Source organism: Halarcobacter mediterraneus (genome assembly GCF_004116625.1).
Lineage (GTDB): Bacteria > Campylobacterota > Campylobacteria > Campylobacterales > Arcobacteraceae > Halarcobacter > Halarcobacter mediterraneus.
The window spans coordinates 289,898-315,909 of the sequence record NZ_NXIE01000001.1 but is presented as its reverse complement, the minus strand read 5'-3'; the positions used below and the strand labels follow the sequence as shown (position 1 = coordinate 315,909).

Below are 26,012 nucleotides of genomic sequence, written 5' to 3'. Positions count from 1 at the left end.
TTATACAATTTGTATATAAGCCTTTTATAAGGAGTAAATTATGCAAGTTAATAATAATGTACAATTTGACCAATCTACATATTTAAATTTAAATCAATCTTTAAATAGAATTTCTACTGGTTTAGAAATAAATAGTGCGGCTGATGATGCTTCATCTTTATCAATTTCAGATAAACTAAGAACTGAAGCTAGTGGATTGTCTCAATCTATTGATAATGTTAATAGTGGATTAGCTTCATTACAAATTGCAGATAAATCAATAAGTGAACAATCAAATATATTAGATACAGTAAAAGAAAAACTCTTACAAGCATCTACAGATACAACTTCACAAGATGGAAGAGAACAAATTTTGGATGAAATAAAAGATTTATTAACAAATTTTGATCAAATTGCATCTAGTACAAACTACAATGGGGAAACTCTATTACAAAACTCTAGTGATGACTCTAGTGAAAGTCAAAGTTTACAGTTTCAAGCAGGAACTTCTTCTGAAGATATTATTGAAAGTACTACTATTCAATCAAATACTCAAGGAGTAGGTTTAGAAAACTTAATAAATCAAGACCCTACTTCTTTTGATGCAGCTACAGCAAGAGCATATTTAGGAGATATTGATTCTGCTTTAACTACAATAAATAATTATAGAGGAGATTTAGGTTCTACTCAAAATCAACTTCAAAGTTCAGCAAGGAATTTATTCTCAGAATATGTTTCAACACAAGAAGCTAACTCTGCAATTTCAGACTTAGACTATTCTAAAGAAGTATCAAATTTCAATAAACAAAATATATTAGCTCAAATTGGAGCTTATGGGGCAGCACAATCTTCTAATATAAATCAAAATATTGTAAATAGACTACTTACATAAAAAAGCTAAGAGAAAGTCTTAGCTTTTAAAAATTTATAGTATGTGTAATTCTTATTCTTTTTTTAGGCTCTCTTGTAACTTTAGAGTATTCTTTTCCTTTATATTTAAAATAATTTTTATATCCTGTTAAAACTTTTCTTTTTACCGTCGTATATGTTTCATAACACTCTTTTTGTGTCACATATTTATATCTATTTCCTCTTTCATAAGAAGGACTTTCTCTTATTTCATGTGCAACTTTTCCACCTAAAAGTCCACCTACTATTTGTGCAGCAACCCTACCATTTCCTTTTCCAACTTGACTACCTAAAACAGCTCCTGCAGCTACACCAACTAAAGTATCTATACCTAAACTATCATTACTATATTCTCTTTCTTTCCCAACTCTTACTTTATGGGTAACATCTTTACACTGAGTTTGAGGTCTATCTTCATAAACATACTCATAAATAGGTTCAGAATATCTTACCTTTGCATAGTCATAAAAATCATTATGTCTTGCAAAAAGAGAACTTGCTAGTATTACTAAGATTAATATAAATTTTTTCATAACATCTCCTTTTAAAAGAAGAAGGAATTAATTGTTCCTTCTTCTATTTTAATGTTTCAATATGTTTAGCAACTGCCTTTATATCTTCACTTGAAAGTCTTGCAACTTGACCTTTCATAACACCCTTCATAGCGCCACCATAAGTACCTTTTTTATACCCTTCTAAAGCAGCAATAGTTTTTTTACTATCCCAAGATTTTATAACTTTTGATTTTCCTAATGCTGCTTTTTCTCCATTTACACCATGACATGCAGCACAGGCAGTATAAATTTTTGCACCATTATTTGCAAAAACAGTTGTTAATCCTAAAACTGCTAGACCTAATAAAATTTTTCTAGTTTTCATTTTAAACTCCTTAAATGTTTTATAAAAGAAGTATAAAAATTAATTGTGAAGTGATTGTGAAGTTACTATTTTAATTTCCCAAAAACTTTATATTTATCCCAATAAATATCTAAAGCTTTAGTTAAATCCTCTTTTGATAAGTTAGTCTTTTCTTTGACTCCAAACCTCTTAATAAAAGCTTGAGGCATTACTGTAGTTTCCTTAGAAGGGTTTTCCAAATATTTCTTTATTGCACTTTTTACTTCCTTTTCACTACTGTACTTTAAAAGATATCTGTAGAAGTACTTATCAATTGAAACAGGTAATTTATTATGACATTGAACACAATTTTTTTCATACACATTATTTGCATTCAAATAAGTAAAAAAAACAATAAAAACAATAATTAATCTTCCCATAGAATAGATACCTTTGTTCCTTCTTTAATTTTTGATTCTACTTTAATTTCAAAATTATATTCTTTTGCAATTAAAGAAACTATATTTAAGCCAATACCAAAGCCTCCCACACTATTATCAAATCTACTATATCGTTCAAAAAGATTGAATAATTCTTTTTGTGAAATTCCTTTTCCTGTATCTTCAATAATTAAAGAATTTTTATTTAAACTAACAAATATCTTGCCTTTGACTTTATTATATTTAATTGCATTGGATAAAAGATTATCCACTAATTTTGAAATCTTTTTTTTATCAGAAAAAATAAATATATTCTTTTCTATTTTTGCATCAATTTCTATTTTTTTAACATCGGCTAGGGTTTTAAAGTAATCTACTCTTTGTTTTACAATTAAAGAGAAATCTAAATTCTCATTTTGGGAAATAATTTTATTATTTAATGTCAAGTAAGTTAAATCTTCATAAATATTAGAAACTGTTTTAGCTCCAATATCTATTCTTTTTATTTTTTTAGCTAATTTTTCATCTAAAGAATTAATATCTATCATTTCTATATTTGTAATTATTGCAGAAACAGGAGTATTTAACTCATGAGTAGTATCTTTAATAAATCTATCTAATAAATGTAAAGCATCTTTCATTGGTTTTAAAAAAAGTTTTAATAAAAAATATCCTAAAAAAACCATAAAAGAAAAAGCACTTATTATAAAAAGAATAATTTCATTTTCTAATTTTTTTAACCAAATTAAATTATCATTAATTTCAAGAATAACATATTTAGCTCCTAAATAGTAAGACTCAGGCTGTTCTATAAAATGAATTTTTGAATTACTTGTATAAACTTCACTATTAAAATCTATATCATCTGATTCTAAAGTAGAAAAAATAAGTTTTTTATCACTATCATAAATAGCAGAATTAAATCTTTCATCTCTTGGATAATATTTATACTTATCAAAATTTATATGTAACTCTTTTAGTCTAAAAATCAATTCACTAGAATAGTCTTGCATAAGAACTCTTTTTTTCTGAAGCATTAAATCTTTTTGAAAAGAGTAATATAGAAAAGAGATAAAAACTAATATAACTATAGTAAAAAAAGAATATAAGACTAAAAAACCAAATAAAGTCTTTTTCTCACTTTGTGTTAAATCGATATCCAAGCTTTTTAAGACTAACAATTTTTTCTTTTCCTAATATTTTTCGTAAATTTTTTATATATGTTCTTAAAGAGGAATCACTTGGTTCTTCTTCATAAGTCCACAAATAATCATAAATTCTATCATGTGTTAATAACTCATCACTATTTTGTAAAAAAAACTTTAGAAGTTTTAATTCTTTTGAATTTAGAGAAATTACTTTTTTATCTTTAATTAATTCATTTGTACTTACATTAAATTCAATATTATCACAAATATTTATTAATTCATTCTTATTTTTAGAATACTCTTTTTTAATTATTGTTTGAACTCTTAATAATAATTCCTTTAATTCAAAAGGTTTTCTTATATAATCATCACAACCACTTTCAAAGCCCTCTTCTAAAGATTCCATTGAATTTAAAGAAGTAATAAAAATTGCAGGAGTAAAGATAGCTTTTTGTCTTAAACTTTTAAGCAATTCAAAACCATTTAAAGAAGGAACATTTACATCTAGCAAAAGTAAATCAAAATTTTGTTCATAAACTATTGTATTTGCTTCATCCCCATCATAAACAGGGATAACTTCAAACCCTACTTCTTCAAAATAATCAACAATTGTTTCACTAAGTGTTAAATCATCTTCTAATAACAAAAGCTTTGTTTTCATCACTTTTTCATCTTTTTTAGATTTTCTTTATACATTTCTTTTTCTTTTTCACTCATTGTTGAAATTCTACTTTTTAGTTCCTGTTCAAATTTTTTTTGATTTTTTTTATCAACATATCCCATTATAGAAATTAGTTCTTGATTACTCATTTCAGAAAAATTTTCTGCATATAAGAAAACTCCTAAAAACATCAATATAATAATCAGTTTTTTCATTTTTCCATCTCTTAATTATTTTTGTGATATGATAACATATTAATTGTAGAAAAATTGTAAATATATCTATATTAAAAATTATAAATAAGAGAATTATTATGAAAAAAACTTTACTACTTTCAGTTTTTATGTCAATTATTTTATCAGCTTGTTTCTCTGGACAAGTTAAAGATCAAAAATGGACTTCTTTAATTTATCCTGATAAAGAAAATGAAAAAAGAAGTAAAAAATATGGAGTATTCAATTCTTTAGAACAATGTAGAGAAGAATCAAAAAAAGAGTTGATAAGATTAAACTTATCTGAAAGAGGAACTTACCAATGTGGACTAAATTGTAAATTTCATGAAGGAATGAAGTTAGATATTTGTGAAAAACTAAGTAAGTAATATTTTTATATTTTATGAAAGATTTATCTTTTAAATACCTTTTTAAACTTTTACTAAATAACAAAAAAGATTTAATTCTTGGACAAATTATAACTGTAATTGCAATTTTAATAAGTGTTCCTATTCCTTTAATGCTTCCTGCTCTTGTAGATGAAGTACTTTTAAAAAAACCTGATTTTTTTGTAAATATAATTAATTCATCATTTGGAATAGGAAATGCTTTTTATTATATTACAATTGTGACTATTGTAGTTATATTTTTACGTTTTATCCATTTATTATTAAATATTATCACAACAAAAATATTTACAAAAATTTCAAAATATATTACCTATGAAATAAGAAGAAAAACAATCTTGTATTTAGAACAAGTTTCAATGAATGAATATGAAAGCTTAGGAAGTGGTTCCATTGCAGCAAATTTAGTAACAGATGTAAATACTTTAGATGACTTTATTATAAAAGGCGCAAGTAAACTTATTTCATCAATACTTACTTTAATTGCAGTTTCTATAGTAATCATAACCATTCACCCTATTTTAGGAATAATGATTTTATTAATACAACCAATAATACTACTACTTTCTAAAAAAATTTCTAAGAAAGTGGGAACACTAAAAAAAGAAGAAAATCAAGCAATTGAAGAGTTTCAAAATGATATTGGGGAAACATTAGAATTATTTGGACAAATAAAAGCAAGTAATAAAGAAACCTATTTTTTTAATAATTCTATAAAAAAAGCAAATATTATAAAAAATACTTCAAATGACTACAATTACAAAAGTGTAGCCTATGAAAGGTTTTCTTTTACTATTTTTCTTTCAGCTTTTGAAATATTAAGAGCAGCTGGGCTAGTGATGGTTGCTTATAGTGACTTAAGTATTGGTATGATGTTTGCAATGTTTGGATATATTTGGTTTATTATGACACCTGTTCAAGATATCATAGCAATGCAATACTCTTACGCAACAGCTTTAGCAGCAATAAAAAGAATAAACAAGATTTTCACCCTTAATAAAGAAAAAAATGGAAAAGAAAAACTACATAAAGATGGTAATATTCATATAAAAATAGAAGATTTAGACTTTTCTTATAATAATGATAAACAAACATTAGAAAATATATCTTTAGAAATAAAACCAAAAGAAAAAATTGCATTTATTGGAGCAAGTGGTAGTGGGAAAACAACATTAAGTCAAATAATTGCAGGTTTTTATGAAAAAAATGCTGGGAATATTTTTTATAATAATATAAATATAGAAAATATTGATAAAAAATCATTAAGAGAGTCTGTTTTTTTAGTTTTACAAATGCCTATTTTATTTAATAATACACTTAGATTTAATATAACAATGGGAAATAATCATATAAAAGATGAAGAAATACTAAAAGCTTTAGAAGTAGCCCAATTAAGTGAGATGATAAAGGAAATGACAAAAGGTCTTGACACAATTGTAGGAAGACATGGTATAAGATTAAGTGGAGGTCAAAGACAAAGACTTTCAGTAGCAAGAATGATAATTGCAAATCCTAGCGTAGTAATTTTTGATGAGTCTACATCAGCTTTAGATGTTCATACAGAAACAAAACTTTTCAATGCTTTAGAAAAGATTTTAAAAGATAAGACAGTAATAACAATTGCTCATAGATTAAGTACAGTAAAAAATGCATCAAAAATCTTTGTTTTAGATAATGGTAAAATTGTTCAAAATGGAACACATAAAGAATTACAAGAAAAAGAAGGTCATTATCAAGAGTTTGTAAAAAAACAATTAATATAAAGGATATTCTATAATTTACTATCTAACTTTAGATGATTTAAAAAGTAAAGAAATATTAACAAATTATATTTATAATAATATGAAAGACAACTATTATTGGAGTGATGATTTATCTACTGAGTTTTATATTGAAGCAGCAAGAGCAGGTTTTATTACAACATCAATATATCATGATAATCAATTTATTTTGCTTCCTGAGATACAATTTGATTATGCAGTATTACATTTTGATAAAATTATTATTCCAAAAAAAGTAAATAAATTGATTAATGAAAATAACTACATTTTTGATATTAATAGGGATTTTCAAGAAGTACTAAATAGAATTAGCTCATACCATCCCGACTCTTGGGTAACTCAAGAGTATATTGAGTTGCTAAATAAGTTAAATATTAATAAAAACTTAAAAAAATATTTTAATTTATTTAGCACAGAAATATACGAAAAAAATACAAAAAAACTCATTTCTGGTGAAATTGGTTACCAAATTGGCTCAACATATACATCTTTAACTGGATTTACTACAAGAAGTAAAAAATATAATAATTGGGGAAAACTACAATTAGTTTTATTAAATAATTACTTAAAAGTAAAAGGATTCAAGTTATGGAACTTAGGGCATCCACAGCTACAATATAAAATAGACTTAGGTGCAAAAATATATAATCGAAGTGACTTTTTAAAGCTTTGGGAAAAGAATATATAAGTAATTTTTTTACATTTTTTTAACAAAAATTAAAAAATTAGTAAGATTTGTCTCACAATTGTCTCATTTTTAAGCTTTACTATAATTATATGTGTTATAATTAAAATAAAAATATGAGGTGACATTATGAGTAATAATATTACAATTGATTTAACAAAAGAAATGGAAAGATTCTTAAAAAGTAAATCTAGAGAATTTAACCTTTCAGTGGAAGAGACTGTAAAAGAAATTTTAAGTCAACAAGTTGATAGTAGAATTGATTTAGGAAAAGGTTTCTACTATGATAAAGTATTAAAAAAAGTTTTTGATAGAAAAAATATTGATGTAGGTCTTACAAAGACTCAAATGAATATTTTTGATATCATTTTAAAAAGTAAAGGTACTATAGTTGATGTTGAAACAATTAAAAAAAGTGCCTGGAAAGACAAAAATACATCAATTTTTACTCTAAGAAATATGATAAAACAAATTAGAGATAAAACTTATTATGGATTAATTAAAAGTCATTCAAGTAGAGGTTACTCAGCTGGTTTTTAATTATCAAAAATATTTAGACACTTTAATTAGTGTCTAAATTTAGGCATAACTATAAGCTGGGTTATGTATTAAACAATAATTTATCTAGTTGTTAAATTACTTAAACAATCTTGCGAAGAACAATTAGTGTGAAGTTTATTACCATATTCTTCTTGCTGCTAGTTGGGTTTACATAGCCATTAAAATTACTTAAAATGCTGGTAAGCTCTTACCTTACCCTTTCACCCTTACCATAAATGGCGGTCTACTCTCTGTTGCACTGTCCCTTAGGTTTCCCTAGCCATTTGTTAAATGGAACTATACTTCACTGCAGCCCAGACTTTCCTCTTGAAAACTCAAGCTATTGTCTGTTATACCTAAGAAAGAATACTAACCAATTTTTCTTTATTTCTTTATAATATCATAATATTCAGGTGGAACAAATCTAAAAATTTCATTTCTTAATTCTATATTTTGTTCTATTGATGAGAATTTTATCATAATAGTATTCTCTAATTCATCACTGAATTTCAAAGAAACTATTTTTCCCTCTATGATTTTTATAAAATAAACTCTTTCATCTATTTTTGAAGAGTATGTTTGTTTATCTATTTTTTTAGAGTTTTTTAATAAGTTTAAAATATTTATTTCTTGTTTTAATCGAGAATAAATAACTTGTTCTAATTCAGGTTCATCTATAACTACAATATCTCTTAATAAATATACATTTTTTTTAATTGGAGTTAAGTATTGCCATAAAACTTTTCCATCATTTTTTATAAAAACATTACCTTTATAAATAATTTTATTTGAAGAAGAATTTTCAACTATTTGTTCAAAAGTAGCTTTAAAAGTTTTTATTTTTTCTAATTCATTAAGAGCAAAAAGATTTGAAAATGTAATAAGTAAAACTATACATAGTTTATAAACCATAATTTAACCTTGTTTTTTATATAATCGTCAGATTATAACTAATACCAAATTAAACTAATCCAACATAAATTATTTGGTAAAAAGGATTTTATTTTATGATTAATATTTTTTCAAGTATTTTTGGCACATCAAATGATAGAGAAGTAAAAAAATATAAAAAAAGAGCCAGTTTAATAACTGAACTAGAAGAAAAATATGAAAAAATGAGTGATGAAGAACTTCAAAATAGTTTTAATATACTGAAAGAAGAGGTTCAAGCTGAAAAGAAAACCTTAAATGAAGTATTAAATGATTCTTTTGCCATTACTAGAGAAGCTAGTAAAAGAGTTTTAAATATGAGACATTATGATGTTCAATTAATTGGTGGTATGGTACTAAATGATGGAAGAATTGCAGAAATGAAAACGGGTGAAGGTAAAACACTAGTTGCAAGTTTACCCGTAGTTTTAAATGCAATGACAGGAAAAGGGGTTCATGTTGTAACAGTAAATGACTATTTAGCAAGTAGAGATGCTCAAGAGCTTGAACCTTTATATAATTTTCTTGGTTTTCAAGTTGGTTCTTTAACAGGGGACTTAAAAGATGATGACTTAAGAAAAGAACAATACAATGCAGATATTACATACGGAACAAATAATGAATTTGGTTTTGATTATTTAAGAGACAATATGCATTATGACCTTGAAGAAAAAGTTCAAAGAGAACATTTTTTTGTTATAGTAGATGAAGTTGACTCAATTTTAATTGATGAAGCAAGAACACCACTAATTATTTCGGGACCAACAAATCATAAAAATACAGACTATGTAAGAGCAAACAATATTGCTTTGCAACTTGAAAAAGGTGAGTTATTTGAACCTAAAGATCCTTCTGAAAAAGCATATGCAACAGGAGATTTTACTGTTGATGAAAAAAATCGTTCTGTTTTATTAACAGAACAAGGAATTGAAAAAGCAGAAAAATTATTTGATGTAGATAATTTATATTCTCTTGAAAATGCAATGTTATCACACAATCTAGATCAAGCTTTAAAATCAAATTATATTTTTGAAAAAGATGTTGATTATGTTGTAAAAGACAATGAAGTAATTATAGTTGATGAGTTTACAGGAAGACTAAGTGAAGGAAGAAGATTCAGTGAAGGTTTACATCAAGCATTAGAAGCAAAAGAAGGTGTTGCTATACAAGAAGAATCTCAAACATTAGCAGATATTACTTTCCAAAATTATTTTAGAATGTATGATAAATTAGCAGGTATGACAGGTACAGCTCAAACTGAAGCAACAGAGTTTGCAGAAATTTATAACTTAGATGTTGTATCAATCCCAACAAATGTACCAATTCAAAGAATTGATAAAAATGATTTAATCTTCAAAAGTGAAATTGAGAAATTTGATGCAGTTTCTAAAAAGATTAAAGAATATAATGAAAAAGGACAACCTGTTCTTGTAGGTACTGCCTCAATTGAAAAATCTGAACATTTAAGTAAATTATTAACAAAATTAAAAATTCCTCACACAGTTTTAAATGCAAAACAACATGAAAAAGAAGGTAAAATTATTGCAGATGCAGGACAAAAAGGAGCTGTAACAATTGCTACAAATATGGCAGGTCGTGGAGTTGATATCAAACTTACAAAAGAAACTCTTGATTTAGGTGGTTTAGCAATTGTAGGAACAGAAAGACATGAATCAAGAAGAATTGATAACCAATTAAGAGGAAGAGCCGGAAGACAAGGTGATGTAGGAGAATCTCAATTTTATTTATCTCTAGAAGATAATCTTCTTAGAATTTTTGGAAGTGATAAAATTAAAGGAATAATGGAAAGAATTGGTATAGAAGAAGGTGAACATATTGAATCAAGAATGGTTACAAGAGCTGTAGAAAATGCACAGAAAAAAGTAGAAACTATGCACTTTGAAAGTAGAAAACATTTACTTGAATATGATGATGTTGCAAATGAACAAAGAAAAGTAATATATGCTTTTAGAAATGACTTACTAAATCCTGATTATGATATAAATTCTAAGTTAGATGAAAATAGATTAGAATACATTCAAAATCTTCTAGCAAATGCAGAGATAATAGATGGTATGCCAGCAGAAGACTTTAATTATGAATTTATAATTACTAAATTTAAAGAAGAACTAAATTTAATTGTTGAAAAAGAAGATATTGAAGCACAAAACTATGCAGAATTAGAAGAAAAACTAGTTTCTCTAATTAAATCTGTTTATGAAGAAAAAATGAGTGTTGCAGCACCTGAGCAAAAAAGTGAAATTGAAAGAATTTTATATTTACAAATTTTAGACAATGCTTGGAGAGAGCATTTATATTCAATGGATACATTAAAAACAGGTATTGGACTTAGAGGATATAATCAAAAAGATCCATTAGTTGAATATAAAAAAGAATCATATAATATGTTTATAGAATTAATTTCTAATATAAAAAATGAAATTATTAAGATTCTATTTACTGTACAACTTCAAAGTCAAGAAGATGCAAGAAAAGAACAAGAAGCTTTAGAAAAAATGAAAGCTGCAATGGAAGAAGCAAATGAAGGTGCAATGACAAACCTTGAAACGGAACAAATTCTTTCAACTGAAAAAAAGATAGCAAGAAATGCACCTTGTCCTTGTGGAAGTGGTAAAAAATATAAACAATGTTGTGGGAAAAGTGGACCTAAAAGAGGTTTAGTAGTAGGAAACTAGTTTGAATAAAAAATTAGTTAATTTTATTGTTAAAAAATATCTAAAATTTGATAAGAAAAATCCTTTTATTTCGATAAGTGCTATTTTAGCATTTATCGGTGTTGCTATTGGAGTTATGGTATTAATAATTACAATGGCTATAATGAATGGTACAGCTAAAGAGTTTGAAAATAAACTTTTTACAATGAACTACCCTCTTTCAATCTATCCAAAATTCCAAAACAGTGTAAATAAAGAACTATTAGAATCATTAGAAAAACAGTTTCCTTCTTTAAAGTTTTCTCCATATTTAAGTTCTCAAGTAATATTACAAAATGGTGAAAACATGAATGGAGGGATGATTTTTGGAGTTGATTCAAAAAGAGAAGCTGAAATAAATTCTATTTATAAAAAAGCTATAAAAAATTTAGATTTAAAAAAGTATGATATTATTATTGGAGAGGGAATAAAAGATAATCTTTATTTACTTCCAAGAGAAAAAGCAACTTTATATTTTACTTCATTAAGTCCAAGTGGTCTTTCAATGATGCCAAAATTAAAAAGATTTACATATAAAGGCTATTTTAAATCAGGTCTTCATGCTTATGATAAAACTTATGTTTATACTTCATTAGAAGCCTTACAAACACTTCTTAGAAAGCCCGATAATATTTATGATGGAATTCATGTTTATTCTGACAATGCAATGAAAGATATAAAAAATATTAAAGATTTTTTATTGTCTCAAGGTGCAGGGGTTATTGGTTGGTGGCAACAAAATGGAAACTTTTTTGCAGCAATGGAAATGGAAAAAAAAGCTTTATTTATAGTTTTAATGCTTATAATTTTAGTTGCTTCATTAAATATTATCTCTTCTTTATTAATGACTGTTATGAGTAGAAGAAAAGAGATAGCCCTACTTCTTTCAATGGGAGCAAGTACAAAAGAAATTAAAAATATTTTTTTAAAACTTGGAACAATAATTGGATTTTCAGGTATTCTAATAGGTATTCTTTTAGGTTTTTTTGGAATGTGGTTATTAGATACTTTTGAAATAATATCTTTACCAGCAGATGTTTATGGAACCTCTAAACTTCCCCTTGATTTATCAATAATTGATTTTGTATCAATTGTTATTGGAGCAAGTTTTATTGTTTTGATTTCTTCATATTATCCAGCAAAGAAAGCTACAAATATTGATGTAATTGATGTTTTAAGAAATGAATAAAAATCTTATTCATTTCTTTTTATTCAGATAAAGAGTCTATTATCTTCATAGGAGAATTGATTAATCTTTTTAAAAAATTAACAGGTGCATTAACTCCATCTCTTGCGACATTTGTTTTATACTTTGGATCATCTAAAGTTCCATAAATTTCCACTTCAGTATCAACCCTCTTTTCATCTCCTAAAAATAAGTAATTTAATACAGGAATAGCCCCAACAACTTTACTATAACTTTTAAAGAAAATTAATTTAAGTTCTGAGTCTATCCTTGAAGAATTAAAGTTTATATTTGCAAAACCTTCAAAGTCAATACCATTACCCTTTGTAAATATTTTATACATATTTAACAATTTATTATCAAAGTTATAGGTAAAGTCAATTCTTCCATCTGTTACTCTATAACCATTTATGTTAAATCCACCTTCTGTAGCCATTCCAACTACAGACGGAACTGCAAATAAAGGATTTATTAAAGCAGGAGAAGTATTAATAAACATTAATAAGTTATTTAAAATAGCTAAATCTTTTATTTTACTCTCTTTTATAAATGCTGTTCCTTCTATAAAGCCATTTTTGCCATAAGCATTAAGGTTAACACTTCCTCCACTTATTATATCTTTACTTATAAGTGAATTTAAAAAGTCATCACTCATATTTATAGCTTCTAAATTTAAGTTATCATCAAAATCTTCGTGATATTTAAACTCAGTTTCTTTATATTTTAATTTTACATCCGTTTTATGTTCTTCAAAAATAAATTTATAAGTCTCTGCTTTTGCAACATATTTACCATTAATAATAATATTAGAATTTTTACCATCAATATAATAAGATGTTCTTTCTCCTTCAGAAAATGCATCATCTGTATTATATAATACATTGTATTCTTGAACATTCATAAACATTTTTTCTTTTGTTATGTCATATTTAAAATCTAATTTATTATCTTTACTTTTTATTTCTAATATTTTATCTTTAAATGTACCTTTTAAAGTTAATTCAGAAAGTTTCTTAAATCCTTTTGCTAAAGGTAAATCTACGTCTAAAGCTTTACCTTCAAAAGATATAATTTCCTTGTTTAAATTGATTTTAGCCCATTGAGTTTTATATTTATGTTTTTCATCAAATTTTATAAAAGAATTATTTAATTCTAAATCTATACTAAGAAATTCTTTATTTAAAGTATTATCTTCTTCTTTCTCTAAAGATAAGTCAATATTAGAAAGTCTAATTAAGGGATTTTTTTCTTTTTCTAAAATAATTTCAATATCAGAATCATCTGTTTTTATTGTTATAATATCATCTAAAATTCTACCTTTAGCAGACAAAGTAGTAATTTTTTCTGTATTTTTTTCAAAAGGAAAATCTAACTCTTTTAAATTTGTAGAAAAAAATATTTCATCATTTTTATTTATAGATACTTTTAAATCACCCTTACCTAACCCACTGTCTTTTAATAATTCAGAATAATCATAAAAATCTTCTAAATTAGGGATATTCAAAGTTAAATTATTTTCATCAATTACTATTTTAGAGTTTAAGTTTTCTAAATTAATAATTGTATTGTTATTGAAGTCTATAGATAAAGGTATTTCTTTATTTGATAAATTTAAAATATTCTTTTCATTTGATATTATTTCAAAATCAGTAAAATCAACTTTCCCTTTTGCTAACATTTTTTTTGTATCAATATTTAAAAATAACTTTCCTTCTGCCAAATCTTTGTATTTTATTAAAGAATTATTTATAGAAACCATATTATTTTTCAAAGAAATATTTGCATGATTAACAAAAACTTTAAAATCATTTAACTGAATATGTGCATTTTTTAAAGAAAAATCTCCAATGATTTCCATTTTTTTTGAAGCTAAATATGGTATTTCTAGACGAAGGGAAGAAATATTTTCTCCATCAATTTGTTTAAAAGGTAGTTTTATTTCATAAGCTTTAAGAATTTCTAAAATATCATCATTTAATATTGAGTCACTTTTTAATTCAACAATAACTCTACCTTTATCTAGACTTGTCAAATTATTAATGTATACCCTGCTTCCATATAATTTACTATTATCATATTTCGGTTCATTCAAGTTAAAAGATAAAGTATCGTTATCATAATTAATTTCTAGTTTAGAAGTATTTACTGTTTTTACTTTTTTATTAAACCTTATATGGGCATTTTCTACATATGCTTTACCTTTTATTGAAGAAGGAATTGGCTCTTTTTCTTCTAAATCGATTTTTCCAGATAAATATTTTAAGTTTATATCTCCTTTTACATTATCATACATCCAACTTTCTGCAATAGAATCAAGTCTGAAGAAATCTTTTAAAAAAGAAATTGATTTAATAGAATTTGTTGTATTAACAAAAAAATCTAAATATTTATCATCTGATTTTAAATTTATTTCTCCATTTATATTATTGTCTTTATTGAAATATCCTGAAAAAAGTACTTTATTTTTTGAAGATTCAACTAATGCTTCTCCAAAAAAAGTCAAATTTAAACTTTTAAAATACATAGAATAAATATTCATTTTCATTTTTCCATTTACAAAATCCAAACTTGCAGATAGATTTATATCTTTATTATCTACATAAAGTTCTTTTTCATTTATTAATATTGTAAATTCATTATCTTTAACTTTTAGTCTTTTTATATCTATTTTTCTAAAGTATTTTAAAAGTTTAGGTACTTCTAAAAAATCATCTTTTAATTCTTGAGTTGTTAATTTTTTATTAGAAGAAATATAATTTATAAGCAAATCATCTACTTCTAAAATAAGTTTTTTATCATATTTTAAATACAATTTCGAAATTGAAATATTTGAAAAAGAAAAAGAGTCAATCTTTACCCCATAAAAAATGAGAAAAATGAGAACAGAAAATAAAAATAGAAATATTAAAATAAGTAGCTTAATAGCTTTTAGCATTATTGAGTTTATCCTTTTAGCAATAATTGCCATACTGTTTTACGTAAATATACCATTAACTTCAACAAAAGTTTTATATATCCCTAAAGGCAGTACGAAAAGTATTATATCACATTTAAATAAAACTGGTTATGAACTAAATAATGTAGATAAATATATAATTAATTTTTTAGGTTATCCTCAAAGTGGTTGGATTGATTTAAAATCACAATATATGAAAAAAGCTGACTTTTTATATAAACTAACAACTTCAAAAGCAGCACTAAAGACAATTACTCTAATTCCTGGGGAAACATCTTATTTTTTCATCAAAGATATTGCCCAAAAATTTAATCTATCAGAAGAAAAGCTCCATGAAGTTTATAATAAGTATGCCTATAAAAAAGATGGGAATATACTTGCTGAAACATACTCATTACCTTATGGAATGAAAGAAGACCATTTATTATTTTATTTATTTTCAAATACTAATAAACAGTATGAAGAATTTTCAAAAAAGATTTTTGGGTATTATGATAAAAAGAAATGGTATTACTATATTATTATGGCATCAATTATTCAAAAAGAAGCTGCAAGTATTGATGAAATGCCTTTAGTCTCAAGTGTTATCTATAATAGATTAAAAAAAGGGATGGCCTTACAAATGGATGGAACATTAAACTATGGTGAATATTCCCATCAAAAAGTTACTGCTCAAAAAATTAGAGAAGACAATAGTTCTTATAATACTTATAAAAATAGAGGTTTACCTGACAACCCAGTTTGTGCAGTAAGTTTAAATGCAATTAAAGCTGCAATTTTTCCTGTAAAAAGTGATTTTTTATATTTTGTAAGAGACAACTCTACTGGTTTACATAAATTTACAAGTTCATATAAAGAACATATTAGAAATATAAATATTAATAGAGATACGAAAAAAACATATACAAAAGTTAAAAAAGTAGAAAATAAATTTGATAAAGAAGCTAAAAAAATTATGCAGACAGATGTAACAAAGCAAAAACCTTCATCTATAAAATCTCTTTGGAATAATGTTAAATAATTTTTTGTGAAAAATTGAAACAATGGAAGTTTCCTAATTATTTAAAATAAAGATTTCATTTATCATAAATTTAAATAGTGCTATGATATGGCTTATTCAAAATTAAAATTTAGGATTAGACATGTCAAAAATCATATATACGAAAGTTGATGAAGCTCCTGCTTTAGCGACATATTCATTTTTACCAATTATCAAAGCTTTTACAAAAAGTTCTGGTATAGAAATGGTAACAAAAGATATTTCATTAGCAGGTAGAATTTTAGCAAACTTTCCTGAAAACTTAAAAGAAGAACAAAAAATTGGTGATGCTTTAGCAGAACTTGGTGATATGACACAAGATCCAAATGCAAATATTATCAAGCTACCAAATATTTCAGCTTCTATTCCACAATTAAAAGCTGCAATTGCTGAATTACAATCAAAAGGTTATAATGTACCTAACTATGATGAATCTGAAGAAATTACATCAAGATATGCTAAAATTTTAGGTTCTGCTGTTAATCCAGTATTAAGAGAAGGAAATTCAGATAGAAGAGCTCCTGGAGCAGTAAAAAATTATGCAAAGAAAAATCCACATAGAATGGGTACTTGGTCAAAAGACTCAAAAACAAACGTTGCACACATGGATGCAGATGATTTCTATGGTTCAGAAGTTTCTACAACTTTAGCAACAGAAGACAACTTCCAAATTAAATTTGTATCTTCAAACGGAGAAGAAAAAGTATTAAAAGACTCTTTACCGTTAGAAGCTGGTGAAGTTATTGATGCAACTAAAATGTCTGCAAAAGCTTTACAAGAGTTTTATCAAAAATCAATTGATGAAGCTAAACAAAAAGATGTACTATTATCATTACACCTAAAAGCTACTATGATGAAAGTATCTGATCCAATTATGTTTGGATTTGCTGTAAAAGTATTTTTTAAAGATTTAATTGAAAAACATGGTGCATTATTTGATGAATTGGGTGTTAATTTCAATAATGGATTAGGTGACTTATATTCTAAATTAGATTCTATAGATGCAGACAAAAAAGCAGAAATTGAAGCAGATATTGCTGCAATTTATGAAAAACAACCAAGACTTGCAATGGTAAATTCTGCTAAAGGGATTACAAACTTACATGTACCATCTGATGTTATTATTGATGCATCTATGCCAGCTATGATTAAAGGTGGTGGTAAAATGTGGAATGCTGAAGATAAAGAAGAAGATACTTTAGCGATGATTCCAGATAGATGTTATGCTACTACTTACCAAGCTGTTATTGAAGATTGTAAAGAAAATGGTGCATTAGATCCAACAACTATGGGTACTGTTCCAAATGTTGGTTTAATGGCTAAAAAAGCTGAAGAATATGGTTCTCATGATAAAACTTTCCAAGCTCAAACTGATGGTAAATTTGTTGTTACAAACAAAGCAGGAGAAACTGTATTTACTTTAGATGCTGATAAAGGTGATATTTTCAGAATGTGCCAAGCAAAAGATGCTCCAATTAAAGATTGGGTTAAACTTGCTGTAACAAGAGCAAAATTATCTGATACTCCAGCAATTTTTTGGTTAGATGAAAATAGAGCTCATGATGCTGAATTAATTAAAAAAGTAAATACATATTTAAAAGACCATGATACAACAGGATTAGATATTTCTATTATGTCTCCATTAGATGCAACTAAAAAATCTTTAGAAAGAATGAGAAAAGGTTTAGATACTATTTCTGTAACAGGTAACGTTTTAAGAGATTATAATACTGACCTTTTTCCAATTTTAGAACTTGGAACAAGTGCTAAAATGCTTTCAATTGTTCCATTAATGAAAGGTGGAGGATTATTTGAAACTGGTGCAGGAGGTTCTGCTCCTAAACACGTTCAACAATTTGTTGAAGAGTCTTATTTAAGATGGGATTCATTAGGTGAATTTATGGCATTAGCTGCTTCATTTGAACACTTGGCAAATACTCAAAACAATGAAAAAGCTAGAGTTTTAGCTAATACACTAGATAAAGCAACAGGAACTTTCTTAGAAAATGATAAATCACCTTCAAGAAAACTTGGTTCAGTAGATAATAGAGGTTCACACTTCTACTTAGCAATGTATTGGGCACAAGAATTAGCGGCACAAAATGATGATACTGATTTAGCTGCAGAATTTGCTCCAATTGCTAAAGCAATGGCAGAAAATGAAGATAAAATTAATAGTGAATTAGTAGCAAACCATGGTAAACCATCAGATATTGGTGGATATTACTTACCAGATGATGAAAAAGCTTCACAAGCTATGAGACCATCATCTACATTAAATTCAATCATAGGTTAAAACAAATTTCTATAAAATAAAAAGGCAAAGCTTAGGCTTTGCCTTTTTTTATATCTACAAAAGAAAGGATTTACTTTGATAAATAAAAAAGTAAGTATTATTGGGGTTGGTCATGTTGGTTCTACTTTAGCATATACTCTTGCTCACAAAGCAGTGTGTACAGAAGTTGTATTAAAAGATATTAGAGAAAATATTGTTCAAGCTATGACATTAGATATTTCACAAAGTGCAAATGCAGCAAAATCACATACAGTGGTAAAAGCCGCAAAAGATGGTAAAGATTTAGAAAATAGTGATATTGTAGTTATTACAGCAGGGATTCCAAGAAAACCTGGAATGAGTAGAGATGATTTATTATTAACAAATGCAAAAATTATGCAAGGAGTTATAGAAGACATTAAAAAATATGCCTCTAATGCAATTATAATTATTGTATCAAACCCTCTTGATGCAATGGTTTATACAGCTTTAAAAACATCAGGTTTTCCAAGAAGACAAGTTTTAGGTATGGCAGGTATTTTAGATAGTGCAAGAATGAGCCACTTTATTTTAGAAAAAATTGGCTTTGGGGCAGGACAAATAGAATCTTCTGTAATGGGAGGTCATGGTGATGCAATGGTTCCTTTACCAAAATATTCAACTGTTGCAGGCGTTCCTATTCCTGAACTTTTATCAGAAAAAGATATAAACGAAATAATTGAAAAAACAAAAAATGGTGGTTTACAAATCGTAAAACTATTAGAATCAGGTTCTGCTTATTATGCTCCAGCTTATGCTACTTCTTTAATGGTAGAAGCAATACTAAATAACAAAAAGAAGATATACCCTTGTGCCGTTTACTTAGAGGGTGAATATGGATATAAAGATGTGGTAGGAGGTGTTCCTGTTATGTTAGGAAGTACGGGAGTTGAAAAAGTAATAGAGTTAAATTTAAATGAAGAAGAAAAAAATCTTTTTAAAAAATCAATCTCATCTGTAGAAACATTAATAAATGTTTTGGAGGAAAAGTTTTTTAATATTTAAACAATTTTTCCACACATCTTAGATATTATGAAAAAAATATTAAAGGTAATATATTATGAAAAAAACATATGAAGTTCACAATGTTAAATGTGGAGGTTGTGCAAATACATTAATAAGCTCGTTAAAGGAAGACTTTGGTAACGTTGAAGTAGATTTAGACGTAAATCCAAGAAAAATTACTCTAGACTTAGAAGAGAGTCAAGAAGAAAAATTAAAATTAAAACTAAGAAGTTTAGGTTATCCTTTAGTTAGTGATGAACTATCTGGTTTTGATAAAGCTGCTGCAACTGCAAAAAGTTTTGTATCTTGTGCAGTTGGGAAATTTAATGTAGCAACATCAAAATAGATTCTAAAGTTATGAATACAAAGACAATAAACCTGAATATTTCAGGTATGTCTTGTGTAAATTGTTCTAAAGGAATTGAAAATTCTCTTAAAGAAAAAGAAGGTATTTTAAGTGTCAAAGTTAATTTTGCCTCAAGTGAAGGAGAATTTAAAATTGATACAGAAAAGATTTCAGAAAAACAAATAATACACAAGATTGAGGACTTAGGTTATAAGGCAACAAAAGATTTAAATCTACTTGAAAAAACTCAAGAAAAAGAGTTTAAGAAATTAAAAGAAACTTTTTTTATCTCAATTTTTCTTACTATTTATATTTTTGTTTTATCATTTACTGATTTTTTTGATTCTAATACAAAAAAATATATTGTATTTGCTATTGCAAGTTTTATACAATTTTATAGTGGAAGTAGATTTTATAAAGCAGCCTTTAAATCAATAAAAAATAGAAATTATGATATGAATGTTTTAGTTGCACTAGGAACTAGTGCTGCTTATTTTTATTCAACATTTGTACTATTTTTACCCCAACTATTTCCTGAAAACTTAAGATTTTTATACTTTGATGGAGCTGCTGTTATAATTTCTTTTGTATTATTAGGTAGATATTTAGAAGAGCGTTCAAAACAAAAAGCAAGTGATTTTTTGAAAAAACTTATGTCTTTAACTCCTGAATATGCAAATCTAATAAATGAAGATGAAACGATAGAAAGAATTTCCCCTTCTAAACTTAAAGTTACAGATAAAATTCTAGTTAAAGCTGGTGAAAAAATTCCTATTGATGGTAAAATAATCAAAGGAAAAGCTGATATCAATACGTCAATGATAACAGGAGAATCTTTACCTATTTTAAAACAAGAAGGTGATGAAGTTTTATCTGGAACATTAAATACAAATGCAGTAATTACTGTAGAGGTTTTAAAACAAGCAGATAATACAACTTTATCAAAAATTATAGAGTTATTAAAAACGGCTCAAGGTAAACAGATTCCTATTAGTAGATTTGCCGATAAAATAGCTAATATTTTTGTACCTAGTGTTATTTTAATCTCCATTTTAACTTTTATAATTTGGTCTTTACTAGGAAACTTCCAAAATGCTATATTGGCAAGTATCAGTGTATTAATTGTATCTTGCCCTTGTGCATTAGGACTTGCTACACCAATAGCTATTGTAAGTTCAGTGAGTAGAGGAGCACAAGAAGGTATTTTAATAAAAAACCCTGAAATATTAGAAGTTATTAAAGATATTAAGTATGCAGTTTTTGATAAAACTGGAACTTTAACAAAAGGTGAGATAATAGTATCTAAAACTGATATTGAAACTAAATATTTAAATAAAATATATGATATAGAAAAACTTAGTGAACACCCTATTTCTCAAGCTATTGTAAAATATATTGAAGAAAATAAAGTTAATAAAGAAATTTACCAAGTAAAAGATTTTGAAATTATTCCAGGTAAAGGTATTAAAGCCATTATAAATGAAGATGAGATAATACTTGGAAATATTCAACTACTTAATGAAAATATGGTTCAAGTTTCTAAAAATCACTTAGACTTTTATAATAAAAGATTAGAAATGGCAAATGGTGTTATCTTAGCTGCTTTAAATAAAGAATCAATTGGTTCTTTTGCTTTAGAAGATAAATTAAAAGAAAATGCAAAAGAATTAATCACTCAACTAAAAGAATTAAAAATTAAGCCTATTTTATTAACAGGAGATAATAATATAACTGCAAATAAAATTGCTAATAAATTAAATATAGAAAAAGTGTATAGTCAAGTACTTCCTACAGAGAAATATAATATTATAAAAAAGATACAAAAAGAAGGTAAAACTATGTTTGTAGGTGATGGGGTAAATGATGCTTTATCAATAAAACAAGCTAATATAGGTATTACTTTAAATTCTGGTTCTGATATTACAAAAGATGCTGGAGATATAATACTAGTAAATAATGAGCTATTATCTATAACAAAAAGTATTAACTTATCATTTCAAACTATGAAAATAATAAAACAAAACCTTTTTTGGGCATTTATTTATAATATTATAGGAATTCCTTTAGCAGCAGGAATTTTATACTCTTTTAATGGATTAATGTTAAGTCCTGTATATGCAGGGATTGCAATGAGTTTTAGTTCAGTTACAGTAGTTTTAAACTCACTAAGATTAAAGATGAAAAAGATTTAAAAGAAGAGATATTTCTCTTCTTTTATTATTTAGCTAAATTCTCAGCTACAAAATTCCAATTTACTAAAGCCCAAAAGTTTTCTAAATAAGCAGGTCTAGCATTTCTAACATCAATATAGTAAGCATGTTCCCAAACATCACATGTTAAAAGAGGAGTTAATCCATCAGTAATAGGAGTACAGGCATTTGAAGTTGAAACAATTTCTAATTTTCCTTCATTATTTTTTACTAACCAAGTCCATCCTGAACCAAAGTTATTAACTGCTGCATTAGTGAATTCTTCTTTAAAACTATCTACAGAACCAAAAGTTTCTGTTAATGCACTTTCTACTTGTGCTGGAATAGTTGAACCATTTGGAGTTAATCCATTCCAAAAGAAATCATGATTATATACTTGTGCTGCGTTATTAAAAACACCACCTTCAGAATCTTTAATAATTTCTATTAAAGAAAGATTTTCATACTTTGTTCCTTCAATAAGACCATTTAATTTTGTTACATATGTTTGATGATGCTTTCCATAGTGAAATTCTAAAGTCTCTTTAGACATTTGAGGTTCTAAAGCATCTAATTCATAAGGTAGTTTCATTAATTCATGTTTCATATTATATCCTTTTAATAAAATAGAATAATATGATACAAGATTTTATTAAAAATATCTTAACAAAACTAAAGTAAATTAAGCAATTAAGTCAATTCATGCCTAAATTATTTTTTTTATTATAATTCATTTAAATTTATTCCATATTCTTTAGCTTGTTTATCTGCTGTATTTCCAAAAATATCCTTTTGATACATATTTGCACCTTTATCTAATAAAAACCTTACTAAATCATAATGTTTATATAAAACTGCATAAAATAATCCATTTGCTTCTAAATGGTCTGAAAAATTTATATCAACTCCCAATTCTAGAAATTTTTCTACATATTCAATTTTTCCTTTGTAAATACTATAATGAAAGGCATGTAATTTATCTTTTAAATAAACATTTAAATCTATATTTTCATTTAGTAAAATATCAAAAGCTTTGTCATTTAAAGAATAGATTGCCCAAAAAAGAGCATTTCTTGTTTCTTTATCTCTTTGGTGTATATTAACACCTAAAGTAATCAACTCTTTAAGTTTTTCATTTTCATTTTTAATTATAATCTCAAAAAGAGCAGCCCAACCATTTGTATTTTGATAATTTACATCTGCTCCATTGAGTATTAGTTGATTAAAAGTATATTCATTATTTATATTTTCAATTAGTAATTGAGATAATTCATTTTTTATTATAATTTCATTGTTACTCATCTTAAGCCCTTTTTATATAATCAATCACTATAAATCTAATTTATAGTAAAAAAATCAAGTAATTAATATTTTAATATAAGTAAAAATATTATATATGTATAATTATAACTTTTAAATTCTTAAATATTTATTGATAATGAGTATTAGTTTTGTATTTTATAATAAAAAGAAAGTTTAAAGCTTTCTTTTTATTTTAAGTTTTAAAGTAGATTATATAAAGGAGATAAAACTTTTTTCTTTTCTTCTTCATTCATAGAACCATCTAAAGCACCTTCTTTAACATTACCTTCATAAAGTTTAGAAATAACTCCATCCTCTGAAAGAAGAAAAGCAACAAATTTTGTTTTTGCATTATCAATAACATGTAAAGTATTAACCATATCCCCATCAAAATCATAAATCATTGGGATATTTGAATCTTCATTTAAATCTTCAAGCTTTCCTGGAATAAACATTTTTTTTACAAACCAAGGTGCACTTGAAATATTTGCTACCATTACATATGGTATTTTTAAATCAAAATATTTTGGAAGTTCTTTTACAACAGATAAAGAATCATGATTTCCAACTACAATAAGAGTCTTTTCCCCTTCTTTTAAAAGATCTTCTTTTTTTACTTTATCATCTTTTCCTACTAATTCAAAAAGATTTGGTAAAGCATTATATTTCACTATATTAACAACATTATCGTCTGCAACTATTTGCTTTGGTTTTTCTGCTGTAAAATAAACCAGTAATGCAAATCCGAATAAACCTAAAAAAACAACTTTTAATAAATTTGCCATTTTTGTCCTTCAATTTAAAATGATAAATTTTATCTATATAATATTAATGATTCTTTAAACTATTTTTTTAACCCAGCGTTTAAATAATCTATGAGTAGAAATAGATTCTTCTAAAAAATTATTTTTTATAATATGATCTACTAGATTCTTAGCTAAATAAGGAGATAAAACAAAACCTCTTCCACCCACTCCATTTAATACATATAAATTCTCAATTGTTGATAACATTTCATTTTTCATATGGGAGCCATTTTTTAAATGAGGGTATTTCTCTAAAGTTTTTTCTGAATCAATTAATTTTCCAACCATAGGAAAATAATCTATACTTGAAGCTCTAGCTCCAATCTTAATATCAACTATCTTTGGATTTTGTATAAGCTTTATATCATTTGCTTTTTCTAATAGTTCCGTTGTATTTGCTTGTATTAACTCTTTTGTATAACTATTAAAACCATTAAGTATTAACTTGTCTTTTCCTAAAAGGTTGTTACAAACACCTAAATCACAGCTTATTCTATTATGAGTTGCTCCAATTGATGTCAAATATATTTCTTCTCCTTCTATTTTACGGGAATGAGACAATGAACAAGATTTATGATAGTTTTTTGTTAAACAAGTTGTAGAAGAGATATCGATTTTTTGCCCCCAAACTGCTCGAATATTAAAATATTTTTCTTTTATTAAAGAAGTATCTGCTCCCGTACAAATAATTAAATTTATTGCTTTTATTTCATTATTAAGAAACCAAATACCGTCTTTTTTTTCACAAGACAGAACTTCATAATTAAACTTTTTCTCTACTTTTTTTGTAAGTATTTTACAAATATTATAAGGGTTAACCTGTGAACCTATTTTAAAAAAATATCCATTTTCTTCCTGTTTATATTCAAAGTCCATATAGGGTTTATAAGATTGAAATTTCTTTTCATCTTCATTATTTTTTGGTATTCTAACTACTCCACAGTTTATTATTTCATTAGGTGTATTTTCTTTATAAAAGTTTGTAGAAAAATTTAAAGCTTTAGTTACTAAATCTTTAAACTGATTTGCTTTACCTAAAAGTGGAGATAAAAATGCTCCTGCTGCTCCACTTGCTCCTTGTGATAGATCATTATTTCTATCAATTAATAAAACTGAATCTGAATACTTTGATAGAAAAAATGAGGTACTGCACCCTGCAATACCTCCACCAATTATTACATATTCATATGTTTTCATCTAGATATCTCTTCTTGCATTTGATAATTAGGTCTCCAATATCCTCTACCACCTCTTAAACTAATACATTTATAATCTGGAAATTTTTTCTTATAATAAGTTAATCTTTCCTTTGTAGTTTTACCAGTATCACAATAAAATACAAAAACTGTTCCTTTTGGATATTCTTTCATTTCATAAGGATTATAGGTTATTGTATCAATTTTTGCAAGAGGTTTTAAAATAGTATCAATAAGAACCACTTTGATTCCTATTTTATCCAATTCTTGCGTATATTTATATAACTCTTGTTGAGTCCATTCATCTTTTTCAAACATAAATATATCATTGCAAAAATATTATTAAAAAGTGTTAAAAGTAGTATTAATTCTTAGTTCCTAAGACTCAAGTTTAAGAATTCAAATTTTCAACTTGATTGACTTTGACTCA

General features: G+C 25.8%; 25 protein-coding genes and 1 other RNA gene. 12 read left to right on the top strand and 14 right to left on the bottom strand.

The genetic code is table 11. The features are described 5' to 3' along the window. Positions 1–40: 40 nt before the first annotated feature. Positions 41–871, top strand: coding sequence for a flagellin (locus CP965_RS01630; protein WP_129060286.1), 831 nt, complete (start codon positions 41–43; stop codon positions 869–871). Positions 872–896: 25 nt separating this feature from the next. Here CP965_RS01630 and CP965_RS01625 read toward each other — a convergent pair whose 3' ends face one another. The 6 genes from CP965_RS01625 to CP965_RS01600 form a co-directional block, all read right to left on the bottom strand. Further along, positions 897–1,421: a glycine zipper 2TM domain-containing protein gene (locus tag CP965_RS01625; protein WP_129060285.1), complete on the bottom strand. Its 525-nt coding sequence runs from the start codon at positions 1,419–1,421 to the stop codon at positions 897–899. A gap of 43 nt (positions 1,422–1,464) precedes the next feature. Continuing rightward, positions 1,465–1,767, bottom strand: coding sequence for a c-type cytochrome (locus CP965_RS01620; protein WP_129060284.1), 303 nt, complete (start codon positions 1,765–1,767; stop codon positions 1,465–1,467). A gap of 65 nt (positions 1,768–1,832) precedes the next feature. Beyond that, entirely contained in the window at positions 1,833–2,165 is a 333-nt protein-coding gene (locus CP965_RS01615; protein ID WP_129060283.1) for a hypothetical protein, read from the bottom strand. Beyond that, on the bottom strand, positions 2,153–3,178 hold the full coding sequence (locus tag CP965_RS01610; protein WP_323807960.1) for a sensor histidine kinase: 1,026 nt from the start codon (positions 3,176–3,178) through the stop codon (positions 2,153–2,155). The genes CP965_RS01615 and CP965_RS01610 overlap by 13 nt, the downstream gene beginning before the upstream one ends. A 124-nt stretch (positions 3,179–3,302) precedes the next feature. After that, complete coding sequence (locus CP965_RS01605; protein WP_129060281.1) at positions 3,303–3,974, bottom strand: response regulator transcription factor; 672 nt, start codon at positions 3,972–3,974, stop codon at positions 3,303–3,305. Next, positions 3,974–4,189, bottom strand: a complete 216-nt coding sequence (locus CP965_RS01600; protein ID WP_129060280.1) for a DUF1104 domain-containing protein — start codon at positions 4,187–4,189, stop codon at positions 3,974–3,976. Before CP965_RS01600 ends, CP965_RS01605 begins: the two co-directional genes overlap by 1 nt. Before the next feature lie 98 nt (positions 4,190–4,287). On the opposite strand from CP965_RS01600, the gene CP965_RS01595 reads away from it, so the two are divergent. From CP965_RS01595 to CP965_RS01580, 4 genes are all read left to right on the top strand, one after another. Further along, positions 4,288–4,575, top strand: a complete 288-nt coding sequence (locus CP965_RS01595; protein WP_129060279.1) for a hypothetical protein — start codon at positions 4,288–4,290, stop codon at positions 4,573–4,575. Between the two features lie 14 nt (positions 4,576–4,589). Then, positions 4,590–6,356: an ABC transporter ATP-binding protein gene (locus CP965_RS01590; protein ID WP_129060278.1), complete on the top strand. Its 1,767-nt coding sequence runs from the start codon at positions 4,590–4,592 to the stop codon at positions 6,354–6,356. Positions 6,357–6,435: 79 nt separating this feature from the next. Continuing rightward, positions 6,436–7,062 (top strand): GNAT family protein, encoded by a 627-nt coding sequence (locus tag CP965_RS01585; protein ID WP_129060277.1) that lies wholly within the window; start codon positions 6,436–6,438, stop codon positions 7,060–7,062. Between the two features lie 126 nt (positions 7,063–7,188). Next, the gene (locus CP965_RS01580) at positions 7,189–7,599 is read left to right on the top strand and encodes a hypothetical protein (protein WP_129060276.1); all 411 of its coding nucleotides are present in this window, start codon (positions 7,189–7,191) and stop codon (positions 7,597–7,599) included. 36 nt (positions 7,600–7,635) lie between these two features. Here the strand turns inward: CP965_RS01580 and rnpB are convergent. Both rnpB and lolA read right to left on the bottom strand, forming a co-directional pair. Further along, positions 7,636–7,958: RNase P RNA component class A (rnpB, locus tag CP965_RS01575), an RNA gene on the bottom strand. 25 nt (positions 7,959–7,983) lie between these two features. Continuing rightward, complete coding sequence (lolA, locus tag CP965_RS01570) at positions 7,984–8,511, bottom strand: LolA-like outer membrane lipoprotein chaperone (protein WP_129060275.1); 528 nt, start codon at positions 8,509–8,511, stop codon at positions 7,984–7,986. A 95-nt stretch (positions 8,512–8,606) separates the two neighbouring features. On the opposite strand from lolA, the gene secA reads away from it, so the two are divergent. Both secA and CP965_RS01560 read left to right on the top strand, forming a co-directional pair. Beyond that, a complete protein-coding gene (gene secA / locus CP965_RS01565; RefSeq protein WP_129060274.1) occupies positions 8,607–11,225 on the top strand; it encodes a preprotein translocase subunit SecA in 2,619 nt (872 codons plus the stop codon). 1 nt (position 11,226) lies between these two features. Then, positions 11,227–12,432, top strand: coding sequence for an ABC transporter permease (locus tag CP965_RS01560; RefSeq protein WP_129060273.1), 1,206 nt, complete (start codon positions 11,227–11,229; stop codon positions 12,430–12,432). 19 nt (positions 12,433–12,451) lie between these two features. Here the strand turns inward: CP965_RS01560 and CP965_RS01555 are convergent, their stop codons facing one another. Then, positions 12,452–15,196: a YhdP family protein gene (locus CP965_RS01555; RefSeq protein WP_164970976.1), complete on the bottom strand. Its 2,745-nt coding sequence runs from the start codon at positions 15,194–15,196 to the stop codon at positions 12,452–12,454. A gap of 109 nt (positions 15,197–15,305) precedes the next feature. Here CP965_RS01555 and mltG point away from each other — a divergent pair, with 109 nt between their 5' ends. The 5 genes from mltG to CP965_RS01530 all read left to right on the top strand — a co-directional run bounded on the left by mltG (position 15,306) and on the right by CP965_RS01530 (position 22,281). Then, the gene (mltG, locus tag CP965_RS01550) at positions 15,306–16,406 is read left to right on the top strand and encodes an endolytic transglycosylase MltG (RefSeq protein WP_323807959.1); all 1,101 of its coding nucleotides are present in this window, start codon (positions 15,306–15,308) and stop codon (positions 16,404–16,406) included. Positions 16,407–16,527: 121 nt separating this feature from the next. After that, entirely contained in the window at positions 16,528–18,720 is a 2,193-nt protein-coding gene (locus tag CP965_RS01545; protein WP_129060270.1) for an NADP-dependent isocitrate dehydrogenase, read from the top strand. A gap of 75 nt (positions 18,721–18,795) precedes the next feature. Then, on the top strand, positions 18,796–19,743 hold the full coding sequence (mdh, locus tag CP965_RS01540) for a malate dehydrogenase (protein ID WP_129060269.1): 948 nt from the start codon (positions 18,796–18,798) through the stop codon (positions 19,741–19,743). 55 nt (positions 19,744–19,798) lie between these two features. Then, entirely contained in the window at positions 19,799–20,089 is a 291-nt protein-coding gene (locus CP965_RS01535) for a heavy-metal-associated domain-containing protein (protein WP_129060268.1), read from the top strand. An 11-nt stretch (positions 20,090–20,100) separates the two neighbouring features. Next, entirely contained in the window at positions 20,101–22,281 is a 2,181-nt protein-coding gene (locus CP965_RS01530; protein ID WP_129060267.1) for a heavy metal translocating P-type ATPase, read from the top strand. Between the two features lie 25 nt (positions 22,282–22,306). Here CP965_RS01530 and CP965_RS01525 read toward each other — a convergent pair whose 3' ends face one another. The 5 genes from CP965_RS01525 to CP965_RS01505 all read right to left on the bottom strand — a co-directional run bounded on the left by CP965_RS01525 (position 22,307) and on the right by CP965_RS01505 (position 25,900). Then, a complete protein-coding gene (locus CP965_RS01525) occupies positions 22,307–22,885 on the bottom strand; it encodes a superoxide dismutase (RefSeq protein WP_129060266.1) in 579 nt (192 codons plus the stop codon). A gap of 116 nt (positions 22,886–23,001) precedes the next feature. After that, positions 23,002–23,580, bottom strand: coding sequence for an ankyrin repeat domain-containing protein (locus tag CP965_RS01520; protein ID WP_129060265.1), 579 nt, complete (start codon positions 23,578–23,580; stop codon positions 23,002–23,004). Between the two features lie 200 nt (positions 23,581–23,780). Beyond that, a complete protein-coding gene (locus CP965_RS01515) occupies positions 23,781–24,365 on the bottom strand; it encodes a hypothetical protein (RefSeq protein ID WP_129060264.1) in 585 nt (194 codons plus the stop codon). Positions 24,366–24,419: 54 nt separating this feature from the next. Further along, positions 24,420–25,583 (bottom strand): FAD-dependent oxidoreductase, encoded by a 1,164-nt coding sequence (locus CP965_RS01510; protein ID WP_129060263.1) that lies wholly within the window; start codon positions 25,581–25,583, stop codon positions 24,420–24,422. Further along, on the bottom strand, positions 25,580–25,900 hold the full coding sequence (locus tag CP965_RS01505) for a hypothetical protein (RefSeq protein WP_129060262.1): 321 nt from the start codon (positions 25,898–25,900) through the stop codon (positions 25,580–25,582). Before CP965_RS01505 ends, CP965_RS01510 begins: the two co-directional genes overlap by 4 nt. Between the last annotated feature and the right edge of the window lie 112 nt (positions 25,901–26,012).

Bases quoted from the DNA above. Each gene is read 5' to 3' on its own strand.
- CP965_RS01630 (WP_129060286.1), top strand. From the start codon at position 41: ATGCAAGTTAATAATAATGTACAATTTGACCAATCTACATATTTAAAT.
- CP965_RS01625 (WP_129060285.1), bottom strand. From the start codon at position 1,421: ATGAAAAAATTTATATTAATCTTAGTAATACTAGCAAGTTCTCTTTTT.
- CP965_RS01620 (WP_129060284.1), bottom strand. From the start codon at position 1,767: ATGAAAACTAGAAAAATTTTATTAGGTCTAGCAGTTTTAGGATTAACA.
- CP965_RS01615 (WP_129060283.1), bottom strand. From the start codon at position 2,165: ATGGGAAGATTAATTATTGTTTTTATTGTTTTTTTTACTTATTTGAAT.
- CP965_RS01610 (WP_323807960.1), bottom strand. From the start codon at position 3,178: ATGCAAGACTATTCTAGTGAATTGATTTTTAGACTAAAAGAGTTACAT.
- CP965_RS01605 (WP_129060281.1), bottom strand. From the start codon at position 3,974: ATGAAAACAAAGCTTTTGTTATTAGAAGATGATTTAACACTTAGTGAA.
- CP965_RS01600 (WP_129060280.1), bottom strand. From the start codon at position 4,189: ATGAAAAAACTGATTATTATATTGATGTTTTTAGGAGTTTTCTTATAT.
- CP965_RS01595 (WP_129060279.1), top strand. From the start codon at position 4,288: ATGAAAAAAACTTTACTACTTTCAGTTTTTATGTCAATTATTTTATCA.
- CP965_RS01590 (WP_129060278.1), top strand. From the start codon at position 4,590: ATGAAAGATTTATCTTTTAAATACCTTTTTAAACTTTTACTAAATAAC.
- CP965_RS01585 (WP_129060277.1), top strand. From the start codon at position 6,436: ATGAAAGACAACTATTATTGGAGTGATGATTTATCTACTGAGTTTTAT.
- CP965_RS01580 (WP_129060276.1), top strand. From the start codon at position 7,189: ATGAGTAATAATATTACAATTGATTTAACAAAAGAAATGGAAAGATTC.
- lolA (WP_129060275.1), bottom strand. From the start codon at position 8,511: ATGGTTTATAAACTATGTATAGTTTTACTTATTACATTTTCAAATCTT.
- secA (WP_129060274.1), top strand. From the start codon at position 8,607: ATGATTAATATTTTTTCAAGTATTTTTGGCACATCAAATGATAGAGAA.
- mltG (WP_323807959.1), top strand. From the start codon at position 15,306: ATGAGAACAGAAAATAAAAATAGAAATATTAAAATAAGTAGCTTAATA.
- CP965_RS01545 (WP_129060270.1), top strand. From the start codon at position 16,528: ATGTCAAAAATCATATATACGAAAGTTGATGAAGCTCCTGCTTTAGCG.
- CP965_RS01535 (WP_129060268.1), top strand. From the start codon at position 19,799: ATGAAAAAAACATATGAAGTTCACAATGTTAAATGTGGAGGTTGTGCA.
- CP965_RS01530 (WP_129060267.1), top strand. From the start codon at position 20,101: ATGAATACAAAGACAATAAACCTGAATATTTCAGGTATGTCTTGTGTA.
- CP965_RS01525 (WP_129060266.1), bottom strand. From the start codon at position 22,885: ATGAAACATGAATTAATGAAACTACCTTATGAATTAGATGCTTTAGAA.
- CP965_RS01520 (WP_129060265.1), bottom strand. From the start codon at position 23,580: ATGAGTAACAATGAAATTATAATAAAAAATGAATTATCTCAATTACTA.
- CP965_RS01515 (WP_129060264.1), bottom strand. From the start codon at position 24,365: ATGGCAAATTTATTAAAAGTTGTTTTTTTAGGTTTATTCGGATTTGCA.
- CP965_RS01510 (WP_129060263.1), bottom strand. From the start codon at position 25,583: ATGAAAACATATGAATATGTAATAATTGGTGGAGGTATTGCAGGGTGC.
- CP965_RS01505 (WP_129060262.1), bottom strand. From the start codon at position 25,900: ATGTTTGAAAAAGATGAATGGACTCAACAAGAGTTATATAAATATACG.